The following is a 16,976-nucleotide window of genomic DNA, read 5'->3' on the forward strand; positions in this document are numbered from 1 at the left end:
TGTTTGCCGTGTCGGCAGCGTCTGCCTGGACCGTCACGTCTGCCGGGATTGTTGCGTCTGCCATGCCTGCCGTGGCCGTTTCCGCCGCTGTCGTACAGATCGTTTCGGCTCGCCGGTCGTAACCGTAAGCCGTCACTGCAAGGAGGATCCGTGATGCGCTTCGTCGACGAGTTCCGCGATCCCGCGGCCGCGCGTGCGCTGGTGGCCGCCATCGCGGAGCTGGCCGGGACGGACAGCTACGCGTTCATGGAGGTGTGCGGCGGCCACACCCACACCATCTACCGGCACGGCATCCAACACCTGCTGCCCGAGTCGGTGGAGCTGGTGCACGGCCCGGGCTGCCCGGTGTGCGTCATACCGATGGGACGGGTCGACGACGCGATCTGGCTGGCCGAGCAGCCGGGGGTCGTCCTCACCTCGTTCGGCGACATGATGCGGGTGCCCGGTGGCCGCGGCAGCCTGCTGGAGGCCAGGGCGCGCGGGGCGGACGTCCGCTTCGTGTACTCACCGCTGGACGCGCTCGGGGTGGCCCTGGACAACCCGGACCGGCATGTCGTGTTCTTCGCGGTCGGGTTCGAGACCACCGCCCCGTCCACCGCGGTGACGCTGCTGCGGGCCCGGGAGCTGGGGCTGACCAACTTCAGCGTGTTCTGCAACCACGTGACGATCATCCCGCCGCTGCGGGCGATCCTGCGCTCGCCCGACCTACGGCTGTCGGGCTTCATCGGCCCGGGGCATGTCTCGACCGTGGTGGGCAGCCGGCCGTACCGCTTCGTCCCCGAGGCGCACGGCAAGCCTGTCGTGGTGGCCGGCTTCGAGCCGCTGGACGTTCTCGCCGCGGTCGCGATGCTGCTCCGGCAGATCCGGCAGGGACGCTGTGAGGTCGAGAACCAGTACGGCCGGGTGGTGCGCGAGGAGGGCAATCCCCAGGCGCTGGCGCTGATGGCGCGGGTGTTCGAGCTGCGGCCCCATTTCGAGTGGCGTGGGCTGGGCTTCATCGCGCAGAGCGCGCTGCGGCTCACCGACGACTTCGCGCGGTTCGACGCCGAGCGGCGGTTCGACATGCCCGGCGTCCGCGTCGCCGACCCCAAGGCGTGCCAGTGCGGAGAGGTCCTCAAGGGCGCCATCAAGCCGTGGGAGTGCAAGGTGTTCGGCACCGCCTGCACACCGCAGACCCCGATCGGCACCTGCATGGTCTCCTCGGAGGGCGCCTGCGCGGCCTACTACACCTTCGGACGGATGGCCCTGCGGTGAGCGCGTCCTGTGACGAGGACGGCGCGCGGATGTTCGCCCGTTACGCCTACGCRCCGAACGAGCTCGGTTACTGCGGCCCGGCCGACGCGCCGCGGACACTGCTGACCGCCGGTGCCGCCGGTGCCGCCGGTGCCGCCGGTGCCGCCGGTGCCGCCGGTGCCGCCGGTGCGACGGGTGCCGCCGGTACCGCGGGAGCGGCCGAAGCGACGGGTGCCGCGAGTGCGACCGGCTCCGCCGGAGCCGGCGGAGCTGGCGCCACGGAGGGTGATCTGCGGGCGTTGGCCCGCCGCTTCCACGGAGCATGGCCGTATCTGCGGATCCTGGCCCGGCTCACCGGTATCGACGACCCGCTCGACCGCCGGGTGGTCGAGGCGTACTGGCTCGGCGGCGGCGTGTCGGAGGCGGTCGACCCCCGCGAGTTCGGCGCGGCGCTGCTGGCTGTGATCGGTCCGCAGGCCGGGTGGTACTGGCGGCACCTCACCCCGCAGATTCTTGACGAGGCCGCGCCGAACCACTGCTTCCACGTCTTCGGGGTTTACCCCTGGTCCCGGCTGCTGGACTCGCCGGACCCCACCGGGCCACTGCACGTGCTGGACAGCTGCCGGATTCGCTGGGGGCAGGTGACGGAACGCGACAGCGATCATGTCGTGGTGCGCTCCGCGGGCCTGACCTGGGAGAACGGCCGGCTCGGGCTGTCCGGGCCCCGGCCGCTGCGGGCCGCGCTCGTCACCGGCGGTGTCAGCTTCGCCCCCGACGTGCGGCCGGGGGAGTGGGTCGCCCTGCACTGGGACCGGGTCAGCAGCCGGCTCACCGACGGGCAGGCCACGACGCTGCGCCGCGACACAGTGACCCAGCTCGAGCTCACCAACCGCCGGCTGGCCCGCACCCGGGAGGCCGGCCCGGCCGGGGAAGCGCTCACCCGACAGGTGCGGGACGACGCCTGACGGGTGGCGCGGCGGCACTGCCCATGACGTCCGGCTTCCGGCTTCCGGCCTCTGGCTTTCAGCCTTTGACCTCTGGCTTCTGGCCCGCTGTCGCTGCCCGCTGATCGCCGCTGCCCGCCGCTGGCGGTGGRCTGACATGGGCTGTGCGGATCGGTTGACATGATTGGTCCAACCATCATACCGTTCTGTCAACAAAATGTGACATAGGTCAAAGCGTTGCCTGGCGCCACCTGAGATTCTTCCGATCGGATGGTCATCCGCTGGTCATCCGCGTCGCGTGAGCACGGCGCTCGTACGCGGGGTTCCCGTCGCGGGGGTCGACGCCGGCCTGAGGAGCGATCGCTCGAGCGAACTCGGGAACGTCTCCCGCGAGCGGTGGGCCAGGCCAGCAGACACCATCCACGTCCGCTGTCCGCGCACGAGTACTCACAACCCTGAGGAGAACGATGAGCGAGACCACCACCGATGCTGGTCTGGACGCTGCTCTGACCGTCGCCGAGGAGTTCGTCTATCGGGCCGAGCTCAGTCCGCCGCTGGCGGTCGGAACCGGTCCCTTCGGAACCCGGCTGTTCTTCGGCTTCGCCGGCGGCCGCGTGACAGGCAGGCGGATCAACGCCGACGTGCTGGCGGACAGCGGCGGCGACTGGGTCCTCATCGGCCTGGACGGTTTCGGGCGTATCGACGTGCGGGGCCTGTGGCGTACCGACGACGACGCGACCATCTACGTCCAGTACACCGGCCTCGTCGAGATGAACGAGGCCGTCGGGACCGCGTTACAGACCGGTGGCACGATCAGCCACACCGACCAGTATCTGAGTATCACCCTTCGGTTCGAGACCGGTGACGAGCGATACGCCTGGCTGCAGCGCCGTGTGTTCGTCGGCCGTGGGCGTCTTGTCAACGGCGCGATCGAGTTCGGTGTCTTCCGAATCGACTAGCCGAATCGACTGGCCGAGTTGACAGGGCGAGTCGACTCGGCCAGTCGACCGGGCGTGACAGACCGAGATTCACCCGGGGCCGGGTGAACGGGCCTCTCCGGAGGGATTTTATCCCGATGGAGGCACCAGGTTGACTCTTATGAGGGGAGCGCACCAGAGCACGGAAGATTACGGTCGGACGCGTAGCGCATGCCTTGGGAGGCGTTGTGACCCTGACGGGTGCTGAAGATGCCGATGTCGTCATTGTTGGCGCGCGACTTGCCGGTACGGCCACGGCGGTGCCGCTTGCGCGGGCCGGGCGAAAAGTGATCCTGCTGGACAGGACGAGCTTCCCGTCGGATCAGCTGTCGACGCACGTCCTGGTACCCAGCGGCGTGTCGGAACTGCAACGCATGGGCGCGCTGCCGCACATTCTGAAGCTCGGCCCCGCGCAGGCCCGCTATCTGGGTGTCACGGTCGGCGATATTCGTTTACGTGAGCGTTTCGCCACGGTGGACGGGATCGACTACGGGGTCTGCGTTCCGCGGTACGACCAGGACGTGTGCCTGGTCACCGCCTGCCGCGAGGCCGGTGCCGACGTACGTGAGAAATCCGTGTTCGAGGACGTGCTCTGGGAGAACGGCCGAGCCGTCGGTGTGCGCTACCGGCACGACGGGCGGAAGTACGAAATCCGGGCCAGGCTCGTGGTCGGTGCGGACGGCAGGCAGTCCAGGACCGCGGCGGCCGTCGGCGCCTGGACACCTTATCGGGGGTCGAAGAACGGGCGGGGATTCGCCTTCCGCTACATGGACGACCCCGCGGTGGACACGATCCACCACGAGATCTACGGCATATACCGCAGTAGCCCGCGCATTGTTCTGACCCTGCCGTCAAGCCCACGCGGACGACTGCTCGTGGTGTTCATGGCCCCGGCGGACGACATTCCCCGTTTCCAGCAGGGCGGCGAGCGGTTCTGGCAGGAGGCCGTCGCCGAGGAGCCCGAGGTCGCGGAGCGGATCAGCGGCGCCCAGAACGTAAGCCAGCTCCGGTCGACCAGAAAACTGGCCTCCTACTACCGGCGGTCAAGCGGACCCGGGTGGGCGCTGGCGGGTGACTCCGGGCATTTCAAGGATCCCGTCGCAGGTCAGGGACAGCGTGACGCCCTGCGTCACGGGCGGCTTCTCGGCGAGGCGGCCAACGCCGTCCTCGACGATCCGGCGGCGCTCGACAGAACTCTCCGTGCGTGGGAGAAGAACCGGGACAACGACACACGCAGCAGTTATCACTGGGGTAACCGGGAGTCCCGTCCGGACGCTCCCTCCGCGCTGATCCGCGAAGTTCTGCGGACGTTCGGGGACAGGGGCGAGGGCCGGCCGGACTTCAGCGACACCTTCAACCGGACGCGGAAGGTCGAGCACGTGATCGGGCCGTCAAGGATGGTCCGTGGCCTGGTCCGGGCGCTGGCCGCCCCCGGTGCGGACCGCCGCGGCATCCTGCGGGAGGTCGCGGGCGAGATCCCGACGGAGCTCGCCATTCGCTGGGAAACCCGGTTCGGCGGATTCCGTTACGACGGCTGGGCGCCGTCCGAACGGCCGGGCTGGTCGGTGGGGGAGCCACCCCGGCCACGGACGGCCGAGGCGGAAGCCGTGCCCCAGCCGGCATCGTGAGGGCTGTTTCTCGTCCACGGTTCTTTCAGGGTTGGTTTTCGTTCACGGGTTCCCGTTCGGGGTGCTCGTCCATGGGCGTGCGGCTTCGCGGGGCCGGGGCCGGCACGCCGGGACGTTCGACCGCTGCGGCGCCGTGAGGCGCGCCGACATACGGGAGCGGCCCCGAAACCGCCCCGAAGCGGCACCGGAGTGACTCCGAAACGGTACTGACAGTCGCGGGGCGAGGCCCGCGGACGGTCCGCCGGCCGGCCCAGGCGCCACGCCAGGTGATCCAGGACGGTCCCGCGGGAACGCCGCCGTGCCCTCGCCTGGCCCGGGGCCGCGGCATGACTTACCCCTCGGACCGCCGGCGGCGCCGGCGAGAAATACACGGCCGCAGCCGCGTCGTTCCGTTGCCCGGCGATTACCCGCACCGGCGGGCCCGGCTATTTTCTTAACAGCCTGCAAACCAGTCTAAAGCCATTCTTGTGCCGCGCTGGACGGCGCTTCCCGCAGGGTTGACCGCTGTTCGGGTCCGCGTGTTTTCTCCTGGCAGGTCCGGTCACCTGGTACTTGGCATCCACGTGCGGGCCGGGCCGAAGGTGCCTTCGTCATTTCGGGAACGGAGTTTTCTGGTGGACACGCGGAGAAGATTTCTGTCGTTGTCCGCGGGGTCCTTTGTGGCGCTGTTCGCCGGTTCCGCGGTGAGCGCGTGCGGCACCGGGGAGGACCAGGCGGGTAACGACGGTACGCCGCGGCCGGGCGGCCGTCTCGTCTTCGCCGAGCCGACCTCACCGATCGGCTGGGACCCGCAGGTCGGCACCGAGGACGTGCTCGGCCTGATCCTGCGTCCGGTGTTCGACTCGCTGGTTTCCGAGACGCCGGACGGCAGGTATCTGCCGTGGCTGGCGACGTCCTGGACGGTGTCGGACGACGGGCTGACCTACACGTTCGTACTGCGCGAGGACGTGACCTTCAGTGACGGCACCCCGTTCGAYGCGAACGCGGTCAAGGTGAACTTCGACCGGGTGGTCGCGCCCGAGACGAAGTCCAGGTACGCTAAGTCGCTGCTCGGGCCGTACAAGGCGAGCACGGTGCTGGACTCCCACCGGGTCGAGGTCACGCTGAGCAGGCCGTACTCGCAGTTCCTGCACGCGGTCAGCCGGCCCTACCTCGGCTTCCACTCGCCCAGGGCGCTCGCGGAGCATCCGGACTCCCTCGGCTCCGGCGGCCAGTTCACGGTGAGCACCGGCCCCTACGTCTTCACCTCGGTGGTGCAGGGCCAGCAGGCCGTCTTCACCAGGCGCGAGGGCTACAACTGGGGGCCGGGCACGGCCAGGCACACCGGCCGGCCCTACCTGGACGGGTACACCGTCCAGTTCGTCATCGACGACCAGAGCAGGGTCGCGGCGGCGACCTCGGGGCAGATCGGCATCGCCGACCAGGTCCCGGCGGCACAGCTGGCCGGGCTGCGCCGGCAGACGTCGGTGACCCTGATCAGCCGTGACGTGCCGGGGTCGCCGTACACCTACTATCTGAACACCCGCCGGCCGCTGTTCCGGAACGCCGACGCCCGGCGGGTGATCCTGTACGGGGTGGACGTCGCGTCCATCACGGGCGGGCTGTTCCAGGGCCAGTACCAGCGCGCCGGCTCGATCCTGAGCCCGTCGACCCGCAGCTACGACGACAGGCTGGCGTCGAGCTGGGGCTACGACCGGGCCAGGGCGGAACGCCTGCTCGACAGCCTCGGCTACACCGGCCGGGACGGCGACGGCTACCGGACGAAGGACGGTGCCCGGTTCAGCCTGCAGTTCCCCTTCGCCACCGCCAACACCACCTCCGAGCGCCGCAACTACGACACCGCCTTCCAGGCCGAACTGAAGAAGATCGGCGTCGAGGTCGTGCTCACCGAGCTGGACGCGCCCACCTACATCAAGCGGACGCTGGCCGGCGACTACGACGTGAGCGGGCTGGCCTGGGGCGGCTCCGACCCCTCGATCCTGGGGAACCTGTTCTCCGCCAGGAGCCTGGTCACCCAGGGCGGCGGCAACAAGGCATGGGTCGACGACCCCGAACTGGAGGCGCTGCTCGACGAGGCGTCCAGGACGATCGACCTGAACAAGCAGAACGATCTCTACCGGAGGGTGCAGGCCCGGGTCATCGACCAGGCCTACGGCCTGCCCACCTACGTGGCGAAGCGCAGCCTGGCGGTGCGCCCGACAGTGCACGGGCTGGAGTTCGACTCGGCGGGCTGGCCGTTCCTGTACGACGTGTGGGCCAGCGGCGCATGACCGCGGCGGTGCTGCGGCACGTCGGCAGGCGGCTGGCGGCCGGTGTGCTCGTCCTGTGGGGGGCGGCCACCCTGACCTTCGTCGCCCTGCACCTGGTGCCGGGCGACCAGGCGGACGCGATCCTCGGCCCGAGCCTGACCGCGACACCCCAGCTGCGCGCCCAGGTGATCGCGGACTACGGGCTCGACCGGCCGGTGGTCGTGCAGTACCTCGACTATCTGGGGTCGTTGCTGACCGGTGACCTGGGCCGCTCGTACCAGCGGGACATGCCGGTCGAGCGGCTGCTCGCCGACCAGGTCCTGCCGACGATGCAGCTCGCCGTGTCCGCCGCGCTCGCGGGCCTGGCGATCGCCGTGATCGCCGTGGTGGTGACCGCCGCCAGCGGCCGGGTCGGCCGCACGGCCGCCACCGTGCTCGAGCTGGTGGTCGCGTCCGTGCCGAACTTCTGGCTCGGGCTCGTGCTGCTGACCCTGTTCTCCTTCCGCTTCCCGATCTTCCCGTCGATCGGCGCGAGCGGTGGGCTCGGCCTGGTGCTGCCGACGCTCACCCTCGCGCTGCCGCTGGGGGCGACGCTGGCGCAGGTCATGCGCCAGGAGCTGGAGCGGGCCGACCGCGCCCCGTTCGCGCTGAGCGTGCGGGCGCGGGGGGCGGGCGAGCTGCGGCTGGTACTCGCCCACACGCTGCGTCACGCCGTCACCCCGGCGGTGACCCTGTCGGCCTGGATCGTCGGCTCGCTGATCGGCGGCACCGTGCTGGTGGAGAACATCTTCGCCCGCCCGGGAATCGGCCGGCTGCTGGTCGGCGCGGTGATGTCGAAGGACATCCCGGTGGTGACCACCGTGGTGCTGCTCTCCGCGGTGACGTTCGTGCTGATCAACACGGTGGTCGACCTGCTGTACCCGGTGATCGACCCCCGGCTGCGGGCGGAGCGCGCGCGATGAGCGTCGAGCTGGAGCTCGAGCGGGTCGCGACGGCGCCTCCCGCGCTGGTGGGCCGCCGGCAGCGCGCGGTCCTGCTGGCCGGCACCGTGCTGCTGGTGGTGTTCGCCGCGGTGATGCTCTTCCCGTCTCTGCTCACGGCGGGTGCCCCGGACGTCACCGACACCGCGCGCACCTTCCGGTCGCCGTCGCTGACGCACCCGTTCGGCACCGACCAGCTTGGCCGGGACGTCTACACCAGGGTCGTGCACGGGGCCCGGATCTCCCTGCTGACCGGGATCGGCGCCGTGATCATCGGCGTCGGCGGGGGGATCCTGCTCGGGCTGGTGTCGGCCGCGGCGGGCCGCGTCGTGGACGGGGTGCTGATGCGCTTCGTCGACGTGCTGCTCGCGTTTCCCGAGCTCCTGCTGGCGCTGCTGGTGGTGGCCATCATCGGCCGCGGGTCGGCGAACGTGGCACTGGCGATCGGCCTCGCGGCGGTCCCGCACTTCGCCCGGCTGGTGCGCGGCCAGGCGTTCGCGGTGATCCGCTCGGAGTACGTCGAGGCCGCACGCGGGCTCGGGGTGCCGCCCTGGCGCTACCTGACCCGTCACGTGCTGCCCAACGTGGCCGGGCCGCTGGTGGTGCTGGCGTCCATCGGCACCGGTTCGGCGATCACCGCGGCCGCGGGCCTGAGCATCCTCGGCCTCGGGCCGGCGGCACCGTCGCCGGAATGGGGCGCCATGCTGGCCGACGGCCAGGAGTACCTGGGCACCGCGTGGTGGATCGCGGTGTTCCCCGGCCTCGCCGTGGTCGCCGTGGTCCTGACGCTTACCCTGCTGGGACGCAACATCCAGGCCCGCGCCATCCGCTGATCCCAGGCCGTTGATCCCGGGTCGACGATCTCAGGCCGACGCGGGGGCGGCGAGGCCCACGGCGGCGGCCAGCCGGCGGAACGACGCCACCCGGTCGGCCGGCTCGTAGGTGTTGGTCACCAGCATCACCTCGTCGGCCCCGCTCGCCCCGGCCAGGGCCGCCAGCTGGTCGGCCACCTCCGCCGGCCCACCGACCAGGTCCGAGCGCAGGTCGAGGCGGTCCCGCACAGCGCGTTCCGGCTCGCTGAACCGGTACGCGAGCGCCTCGTGCACCGGCACCAGTGCCGCCGCGTCACCGGCGAGCTGCCACACGTTGGCCAGCCGCTCCGGCGCGGCGAGCGCCTCGGCGTGCTCCCGGTCGTCACCGACCCACGCCCGGAGCACCACGATCGCGTACGGATGATCGCCGTCGCGGGCCGGGGTGAACCGCTGTCGGTAGAGCCGCAGCCCCTCGACGGCCAGGGCCGGGTCGCGGAAGCCGGCGGTCATCGCGTACGGGAGGCCGAGAGCGGCGGCCGTCCGCGCGGCGGACGCGCTGGAGCCGAGCAGGTACACCGGCGGCAGCGGCACGTCGTCCGGCATTACCCGGATATCGGCGTCACCGGCCGCGGCCCCGGCGGGGAATTCCCGCCGGCCGCCGAAAGCGAGCAGTTCCCGCAGGCTCGCGTCGAACACGTCCCTGTCCTGTTGGAGCCCCCTGGCGGGGGCCGGGTCCCCTTGGAGCCCCCTGGCGGGGGCCGCGCCGGTGACCGCGTCGGTCGCGCCGGTCGCGCGGCCGACTCCCAGGTCGATCCGGCCGGGATACAGCGTGTGCAGAATGCGGAACTGCTCCGCCACGTGCAGCGGTGTGTGATTCGGCAGCATCGTGCCGCCCGCCCCGACCCGAGACCGGGTGGTGGCCGAGGCGATGGCGCCGATGAGGACTTCCGGCGCGGAGATCGCCCGGCTGGCGGTGCCGTGATGCTCCGCGACCCAGTACCTGGCGTAGCCGGCCGTGTCGAGTTCCCTCGCCACCGTGACGGAGTCGTGGATGGCCTGCCGTGGGCCGGCGTCGCGGCGTACCGGCCCCTGGTCGAGCACGGACAGCACGGTCAATCGAGCTCCTCGGCAGGCTGGTGTGTTGGGCGGCCTTTTCAGGAGCGGCCCCGCRCAGAGCAGCGTACCGCTGTTCCGTTGTCTTTTGTATTACGTGTTCTGGAGCAATTCTAAAGCCATACTAAAATGATAGTCGTGCCGCCTGCCGCGACTCTTGTCCGACCCTTCGGACGGCTGTAAGATCCGCCCAGTCGTCAGGCCGCGCAAAAGACCGACTCCGGTGCCGGCCGTCTCATTCGTGTCAGCTTTCGTGGAGGCTGCGTTGTCTGTTGGGAACGCCGCCGCGTCGGCTTTTCCCGAAGGCCGCGCACGCCTTTACCGGCTGCCACGATCATATCGAAGCGCCGGTGCTGGGCGATCTTTTTCTGATGGCCGCACCGGCGGTTGCGCCAGGACGTCCGGAAAGTGTGGTGAGCCGTGGCAGGTCACGCTCCGCTTCATCTCGCCGTCGCGCTGGAGGGCGCCGGCTGGCACCCGGCCGCGTGGCGTTTCGCGCCGGTGCCCGCGCGCGAGTTCTACCGGCTGCGCTACTGGGCCGGCCAGGCCGCCGAGGCCGAGCGCGGCCAGGTCGACTTCGTCACCTTCGAGGACGAGCTCACCGGGCCGGTGGACGACCGGACCGACCGCTTCGCCGGGCGGTTCGACGCCGTCCAGCTCGCCGCCGGGATCGCCCCGCTGACCAGCTCGATCGGCCTGCTGCCCACCGCGACCGTGACCCACACCGAGCCGTTCCACGTCTCCACCGCGATCGCCACGCTCGACTACGTCAGCGAGGGCCGGGCCGGCTGGCAGGTGAAGATGTCCGACACCGCCGCGGAGGCGGGCAACTTCGGCCGGCGGCCGGCCGCCGAGTTCACACCGCGGGACCCCCAGCGGCAGGCCGCGCTGGCCGCGGACCTGCTCGCGGAGGCGTCCGACGCCGTGAAGGTGGTGCGCGCGCTGTGGGACAGCTGGGAGGACGGCGCGGTCATCCGGGACGTGGACACCGGCCGTTACCTCGACCGCTCCCGCCTGCACCACATCAACTTCCACGGCTCCAGGTTCGCGGTGCGCGGGCCGTCGATCACCCCGCGCCCGCCGCAGGGGCAGCCGGTCGTGGCCGTGCTGGCGCACGGCGTGGCGGACTACCGGTTCGCCGCCCAGGCGGCGGACATCGTGTACGTCACCCCACAGGACATCGATGACGCGCGGGCGGTCGTGACGCGGCTGCAGGCCGCGCAGGAGCAGGTCGGACGACCCGGCCCGCCCCTGAAGATCTTCGCGGACCTGCTGGTCCTCCTCGATGAGAGCTGGCCGGCGGCGGCCGACCGCAGGGCTCGCTGGGACGAGCTGGCCGGCGAGCCGCTGACCAGCGACGCCGAGATCTTCGTCGGCTCCCCGGCCGTCCTCGCCGAGCGGCTGGCGCGCTGGCGGGCCGTCGGCCTGGACGGCTTCCGCCTGCGCCCCGGGTCGGCGGCCGACGACCTGGTAGCCATCAGCCGCGGGCTGGTGCCGGAGCTGCGGAACCAGGGCCTGCTGCCCCGCGTCCACGAGGGCGCCACCCGCGCGACGCTCCGTGAGCGGCTGGGCCTCGGCCGGCCGGCGAACCGTTACGCCGCCTGACGCCCCGCCCCCGCCGATCCACGCGTGCCCTGGGAGTACATCGATGACCTCGTCGGAGCCCAAGCCCCGCAAGAAGCAGGTGATCCTCGCCGCCGGCTTCCCGCACGGCAGCCCCTGGATAGCCTGGAGCGACCCGGAGTCGCGCAGCCAGATCGACTTCTCCTCGATCAGCTACGCGGCGCAGGCCGCCGAGGCCGGCAAGTTCGACTTCTTCATGCTGGCCGAGGCGCTGCGCCAGCGTGAGCACAAGGGGGAGTTCTACGACCTGGAGATCAGCGGGCGTCACCACGGCCTGACCGTGCTGACCGCGCTGGCCGCCGTGACCGACCACATCGGGCTGGTCACCACGTCCAGCTCCACCTACAACGAGCCGTACGAGCTGGCCAGGCAGCTGTCCACGCTGGACCACCTCTCCGGCGGCCGGGCCGGCTGGAACATCGTCACCACCTCGGACCCGCAGTCCGGGGTGAACTTCCGGCGCGGCGGGTACCTGCCGCACGAGCAGCGGTACGAGCGGGCCAGGGAGTTCGTCGCGGCCGCCCGCACGCTGTGGGACAGCTGGCCGGTCGAGGCCGTCGTCGGCGGCCAGGAGAGCGGGCGTTTCCGCGGTGATCCGGCGGCTGGCAGCTACCGGCACCGCGGCGGCCAGTTCGACATCTCCGGACGGTTCAGCCTGCCCACCAGCCCGCAGCGGTACCCGTTGCTGATACAGGCCGGGGATTCCGCGGACGGCAGGCAGTTCGCGATCGACACGGTCGACGTCGTCTTCAGCATGTACGCCGACCCGCAGGCCGGACGCGCCTTCCACGCCGACATCCGGGCCAGGGCGATCGCCGCCGGCCGCGACCCTCGGTCCATCAGGATCCTGCCGGGCAGCCAGTGCATTCTCGGTGACTCCGTCGCCGACGCGCGGGAGCGCTCCCGGGTGATCGCCCGTCAGCAGATCACGCCGCAGAACGCGATCGCCCGACTGGAACAGGTCTGGGGGCGGGACCTGTCCGGCTACGACCCGGACGGCCCGGTGCCGCCGGTGCTCGCCTCCGACGAGCCCGGCGCACCCAGGTACGCCGGGTACACCGCGGGCGGGAGGCAGCCGCCCGCCATCGCCCGGGAATGGTACGAACGGGCTCAGCGCAAGGGGTTGACCATCCGCGAACTGATCATCGATGTGACCCTGCGGCACACCTTCCTCGGCACACCGAGCCAGGTGGCCGAACAGATCGACGAGGCGGTGCAGAGCGATGCCGCGGACGGGTACGTGCTCACCGGCCACACCACGTCCGTCGGTCTCGACGAGTTCGTGAAGACCGTCGTGCCCGAACTGCAGGAGCGCGGCGTGTTCCGCACCGAGTACACCGGCACGACCCTGCGGGAGAACCTCGGCCTGCCGGCTCCTGCCGGCCCGGCCCCCGCCGGCTGGGAGGAGCCCGGTGAGCCTGATCGAGGTTGACGGGCTCACCGTCGGTTTCGGCAGGCAGGCCGAGCCGGTCGTGCGCGGCGTGTCGTTCCATGTCGAGCCGGGGGAGTGCCTCGCCGTGGTCGGCGAGTCCGGATCCGGGAAGAGCGTCACCGTGCGTGCGCTGCTCGGGCTCGCCGGGCCCCGCGCGGTCGTGTCCGCGAAGCGCCTGCGGCTGGACGGCCAGGACGCCACGGCCTTCTCCCGGCGGCAGTGGCAGGCGGTGCGCGGCCGGGTCGTCGGGATGGTGCTCCAGGACGCCATGGTGTCCCTGGACCCGATGCGCCGGGTGGGCTCCGAGATCGGCGAGCCGCTGAAGCTGCACACCGGCCACCGCCGTCAGGCCCGGGCCGAGCGGGTCGCCGAGCTGCTGCGCGAGGTCGGCGTCCCCGACCCGCGGGCACGCCGCGGCCAGTACCCTCACCAGCTCTCCGGCGGGCTGCGCCAGCGCGCCCTGATCGCCTCCGCGCTGGCCGCCGGCCCGAAGGCGCTCATCGCGGACGAGCCCACCACCGCGCTGGACGTCATCGTCCAGGAACAGATCCTGCGGCTGCTCGGCCGGATCAAGGACAGCGGTGTCGGCCTGTTGATGATCAGTCACGATCTCGCCGTGGTGGCCAGGCTCGCCGACCGGGTCGCGGTGATGCACGACGGTGCGATCGTCGAGACCGGCGCGACCGCCCGGGTGCTGGACAGCCCGGCCCACCCGTACACCCGGCTGCTGATCGACGCCGTGCCCGACAGGCGCACCCGCCGGCGGCCGGGGCGGCGGGCTCGCGGCGCGCCGGTGCTCCAGATCGACGCCATCAGCAAGACCTACCCGAAGTCCCCCGGGATGGCGGTCGACGCGGTGTCGCTGTCGCTGCGCGAGGGGGAGACCMTCGGGCTGGTCGGGGAGTCGGGGTCGGGCAAGAGCACGGTGGCGCGGATCGCGACGGGCCTGCTCACACCCGATGACGGCCAGGTGCTCTTCGACGGGGCGCCGTGGTCGGCGCTGGCCGAACGCGAGCGGCGCCCCCGGCGGGGACTCATCCAGATCATCCACCAGAACCMGCAGGCCGCGTTCGACCCGCGGTTCACCGTCCGCCGGATCATCGGCGAAGCGATGCCCGGGGTGGCCCGCGGGCGCCGCGAGGAGCGGACCATCGAGCTGCTGGGCACCGTCGATCTCGACCCGCGGATCGCCGACCGGCGTCCGCACGAACTGTCCGGCGGTCAGCGCCAGCGGGTGGCCATCGCCAGGGCGCTGGCGGCACGGCCGAAGGTGCTCGTCTGCGACGAGCCGGTCTCCGCCCTGGACGTCTCGGTGCAGGCGCAGGTCCTGGACCTGCTCGAGCGCCTGCAACGCGACACCGGGGCGGCGTTGCTGCTCATCACGCACGATCTCGGTGTGGTCGAGCGGACAAGCGACCGGTTGGCGGTCATGAAGGACGGCCGGGTGGTCGAGGAGGGCGCCACCGAGGCCGTGTTCGACCACCCCGAGCATCCCTACACCCGCGCGCTGCTCGCGGCCGTGCCCAGCCTGGACGTCAGCGCGCGGTCAGCAGCGGGAGAAGAATCTCGTCCACTATCGCGGTGACCGTCGCCGGGTCCGGCACCGGGCCGTCGATGGCCTGGCTGCGCAGCAGGGCCGGACCGATGCCCGCGATCAGGTCGGTGACCAGCTCGGCACTGATCTCRCCCCGGCCGGTCGCRCGGCCCAGGACGCCGAGTATCACCCGGTGGGCGGGCACGAACACGCGTTCGTCGGCCAGCGCCCGGCAGTCCCCACCGGCCTCGGCGGCGACCAGGTGGAACGTGGTCCCCTTGGTGACCGTGAAGGCCGAGCGCACCGCCTCGAGCACGTGGAGCAGGTCCGCCCGCAGGCTCTGACCCGCGGGCGGCTCCGGCACGGTGGGCAGGCTCTCTCGCAGGGCGTCGAGCACGAGGCTTTCCCTGCTCTCCCAGCGGCGGTAGAGCACCGCCTTGCTGGTGCCCGCGGCGGCCGCGATCCTGTCCATGGTCAGCCGTGCGTAGCCGATCTCGTTGATCTGGTCGAAGACCGCACTGAAGATCGCTTCCTGTAGGGCAGGCCCCCTGCGGCGTCTGGAAGGGTGCGAGGCCTGGTCCGCCCCCTGGACGGCGGGAGCGTTGGTCGACACGCTCCGCACCTCCTTGAGCACGCCAGAAGAAGAAACGCTCCAGTTTCTTGACGTATGCTACCGCTTCAATAGGGTACGGATTAGTTTCTTATCGACGAGCAGTCGCGTCGACGATACCGCCCGATCCATCCCGACATCCCCTGGACTTTCTCGATCTTCCACAGCATCTACCGGTTTCTCCTGATTTATCCAGATCTTTCCCACCGGGTCTCTTCCACTGCCGACGTCTCACTGTCAACGGAGGGCTGATGGCTGCCTCGCCCAGCGGCGCGCCCACCACTGCCGGGGCCGCCGGTCCGGCACCCCGTGGCCGGCCGGCGCTGGTCCTCACCGCGATCGCGGTGAGCCAGCTGATGGTCGTGCTCGACTCCAGCGTGGTCAACATCGCGCTGCCCGACATTCGCTTCGACCTCGGGTTCTCGCCGACCGGGCTGTCCTGGGTGCTCAACGCCTACACGCTGACCTTCGGCGGGCTGCTCCTGCTCGGCGGGCGGGCCGGGGACATCCTCGGGCGCAGACGTGTCTTCCTCGCCGGGGTCTGGCTGTTCACCCTGGCCTCGCTGCTGGCCGGGCTCGCGCCGAACGCGGGAGTACTGGTGGCCGCGCGGGCCCTGCAGGGCGTCGGCGCCGCGGTCGCGTCACCGACCGCGCTCGCTCTGATCACCACCAACTTCGCCGGGCCGGCCCGGGCCAGGGCCATCGGCGTCTACGGCGCGGTGTCCGGGGCCGGCGGCGTGGCCGGGATGATCATCGGTGKGGTGCTCACCGAATGGGCCTCCTGGCGCTGGACCATGTTCGTCAACGTGCCGATCGGGGTGTTCGTCGCGGCGCTCGCGGCCGTCCACATCCGTGAGTCGGACAGGGCCAGCGGGCGCTTCGACATCACCGGGGCGATGCTGTCCACCCTCGGGGTCACCGTGCTGACCTACGCCCTGATCCGCAGCTCGTCCGACGCCTGGCCCGAGCCGCTGACGCTGGCCGCGGTGGGTGTGCTGTTGTTGGCCGCCTTCGTGGCGGTCGAGCGGCGGATCGAGGCGCCGCTGACCCCGCTCGCGCTGTTCCGCAACCGCAACCGGGTCAGCGCGAACCTGCTGCTGCTGCTTCTCGGTGGGTCGATCTTCGCCATCTTCTTCTTCGTCACCCAGTTCCTGCAGAACATCCTGCGGCTGACCCCGTTCCAGGCCGGGCTGGCGTTCGTGCCGTGGGGCGTCGGGATCTTCGCGTTCTCCCAGCTGGTGTCCGGGCTGTCCGCGCGGTTCGGCGCCAAACCCGTCCTGATCACCGGTGCGGTCGCCACCCTGACAGCAACCGTCTGGCTCACCCGGATCACCGAGCACAGCTCCTACCTCGCGGCCGTGTTCGGGCCGATGACGCTCTTCGGCGCTGGCATCGGGCTGCAGTTCGCCCTGGTCACCCGGATCGCGCTGGCCGGCGTGGAACCCGGCATCGCCGGCGCCGCCGCCGGGGTGCTCAACGTCTCGCAGCGGCTGGGCGGATCGATCGGGCTGGCCATCCTGGTGGCGGTGTTCGGCGCCGTCACCTCCGGCACGGCCGGCACCGCCACCGATGTCGTCCACGGCTACCGGATCGCGTTCTACGTCGGGGTCGGCTACACCGCGACGGCGCTCGCGCTGGCCGTGCTCGGGCTGACGGGTGCCAGGAAGCCGGCCGCGCGGCCCGAACTCGCCATCGAGAGCACCTGACGCGGCGCCGGCCAGATGTATCCCGATCACGCTGGTGGGGGCCATGTCACGCRAAGCGGGTTTCAGCCCGTCGCCCCGTCAGCCACATCCGTCGTCTCGGTATCCGCGAAGGACAGGGCTGTATCCGCGAAGGAC

13 protein-coding genes are annotated in these 16,976 nt (G+C 71.3%); 11 read left to right on the forward strand and 2 right to left on the reverse strand.

The window, feature by feature from the left end; all coding sequences use genetic code 11:
- Positions 1-153 precede the first annotated feature (153 nt).
- From hypD to BL254_RS12430, 7 genes are all read left to right on the forward strand, one after another.
- Positions 154-1,254: a hydrogenase formation protein HypD gene (gene hypD, locus BL254_RS12395; RefSeq protein WP_047222762.1), complete on the forward strand. Its 1,101-nt coding sequence runs from the start codon at positions 154-156 to the stop codon at positions 1,252-1,254.
- The gene (locus tag BL254_RS12405; protein WP_139342284.1) at positions 1,251-2,198 is read left to right on the forward strand and encodes a DUF6390 family protein; all 948 of its coding nucleotides are present in this window, start codon (positions 1,251-1,253) and stop codon (positions 2,196-2,198) included. Before hypD ends, BL254_RS12405 begins: the two co-directional genes overlap by 4 nt.
- Before the next feature lie 446 nt (positions 2,199-2,644).
- Positions 2,645-3,136: a DUF3237 domain-containing protein gene (locus BL254_RS12410; RefSeq protein ID WP_052914521.1), complete on the forward strand. Its 492-nt coding sequence runs from the start codon at positions 2,645-2,647 to the stop codon at positions 3,134-3,136.
- 206 nt (positions 3,137-3,342) lie between these two features.
- On the forward strand, positions 3,343-4,782 hold the full coding sequence (locus BL254_RS12415) for an NAD(P)/FAD-dependent oxidoreductase (RefSeq protein ID WP_047222763.1): 1,440 nt from the start codon (positions 3,343-3,345) through the stop codon (positions 4,780-4,782).
- Between the two features lie 614 nt (positions 4,783-5,396).
- Positions 5,397-7,052: an ABC transporter substrate-binding protein gene (locus tag BL254_RS12420; protein WP_139342285.1), complete on the forward strand. Its 1,656-nt coding sequence runs from the start codon at positions 5,397-5,399 to the stop codon at positions 7,050-7,052.
- Entirely contained in the window at positions 7,049-7,993 is a 945-nt protein-coding gene (locus BL254_RS12425; protein ID WP_047222808.1) for an ABC transporter permease, read from the forward strand. The genes BL254_RS12420 and BL254_RS12425 overlap by 4 nt, the downstream gene beginning before the upstream one ends.
- Positions 7,990-8,844, forward strand: coding sequence for an ABC transporter permease (locus BL254_RS12430; protein ID WP_047222764.1), 855 nt, complete (start codon positions 7,990-7,992; stop codon positions 8,842-8,844). Before BL254_RS12425 ends, BL254_RS12430 begins: the two co-directional genes overlap by 4 nt.
- 30 nt (positions 8,845-8,874) lie before the next feature.
- Here the strand turns inward: BL254_RS12430 and BL254_RS12435 are convergent, their stop codons facing one another.
- A complete protein-coding gene (locus tag BL254_RS12435) occupies positions 8,875-9,933 on the reverse strand; it encodes an MsnO8 family LLM class oxidoreductase (protein WP_235433465.1) in 1,059 nt (352 codons plus the stop codon).
- 423 nt (positions 9,934-10,356) lie between these two features.
- Here BL254_RS12435 and BL254_RS12440 point away from each other — a divergent pair, with 423 nt between their 5' ends.
- Genes BL254_RS12440 through BL254_RS12450 form a run of 3 tightly spaced genes read left to right on the forward strand, consistent with a single transcriptional unit; the run spans position 10,357 to position 14,576 of the window.
- Entirely contained in the window at positions 10,357-11,541 is a 1,185-nt protein-coding gene (locus tag BL254_RS12440; protein WP_076843377.1) for an LLM class flavin-dependent oxidoreductase, read from the forward strand.
- Positions 11,542-11,584: 43 nt separating this feature from the next.
- Positions 11,585-12,991, forward strand: a complete 1,407-nt coding sequence (locus tag BL254_RS12445; RefSeq protein ID WP_047222766.1) for an NtaA/DmoA family FMN-dependent monooxygenase — start codon at positions 11,585-11,587, stop codon at positions 12,989-12,991.
- A complete protein-coding gene (locus tag BL254_RS12450) occupies positions 12,972-14,576 on the forward strand; it encodes an ABC transporter ATP-binding protein (protein ID WP_076843378.1) in 1,605 nt (534 codons plus the stop codon). The genes BL254_RS12445 and BL254_RS12450 overlap by 20 nt, the downstream gene beginning before the upstream one ends.
- Here BL254_RS12450 and BL254_RS12455 read toward each other — a convergent pair.
- Complete coding sequence (locus BL254_RS12455; protein ID WP_047222809.1) at positions 14,527-15,138, reverse strand: TetR/AcrR family transcriptional regulator; 612 nt, start codon at positions 15,136-15,138, stop codon at positions 14,527-14,529. The two genes, BL254_RS12450 and BL254_RS12455, sit on opposite strands and share 50 nt — an antisense overlap.
- Positions 15,139-15,386: 248 nt before the next feature.
- Between BL254_RS12455 and BL254_RS12460 the strand changes: the two genes are divergently transcribed.
- Positions 15,387-16,841 carry an MFS transporter gene (locus BL254_RS12460; RefSeq protein ID WP_076843379.1) on the forward strand — a complete coding sequence of 485 codons (1,455 nt, stop codon included), beginning with the start codon at positions 15,387-15,389 and terminating at the stop codon, positions 16,839-16,841.
- Positions 16,842-16,976: the final 135 nt, after the last annotated feature.

The organism is Protofrankia sp. BMG5.30 (assembly GCF_001983005.1).
Taxonomy (GTDB): domain Bacteria; phylum Actinomycetota; class Actinomycetes; order Frankiales; family Frankiaceae; genus Protofrankia; species Protofrankia coriariae.

Excerpts from the sequence above, each read along its gene's own strand:
- hypD (WP_047222762.1), top strand. The coding sequence starts at position 154 with ATGCGCTTCGTCGACGAGTTCCGCGATCCCGCGGCCGCGCGTGCGCTG.
- BL254_RS12410 (WP_052914521.1), top strand. The coding sequence starts at position 2,645 with ATGAGCGAGACCACCACCGATGCTGGTCTGGACGCTGCTCTGACCGTC.
- BL254_RS12425 (WP_047222808.1), top strand. The coding sequence starts at position 7,049 with ATGACCGCGGCGGTGCTGCGGCACGTCGGCAGGCGGCTGGCGGCCGGT.
- BL254_RS12430 (WP_047222764.1), top strand. The coding sequence starts at position 7,990 with ATGAGCGTCGAGCTGGAGCTCGAGCGGGTCGCGACGGCGCCTCCCGCG.
- BL254_RS12445 (WP_047222766.1), top strand. The coding sequence starts at position 11,585 with ATGACCTCGTCGGAGCCCAAGCCCCGCAAGAAGCAGGTGATCCTCGCC.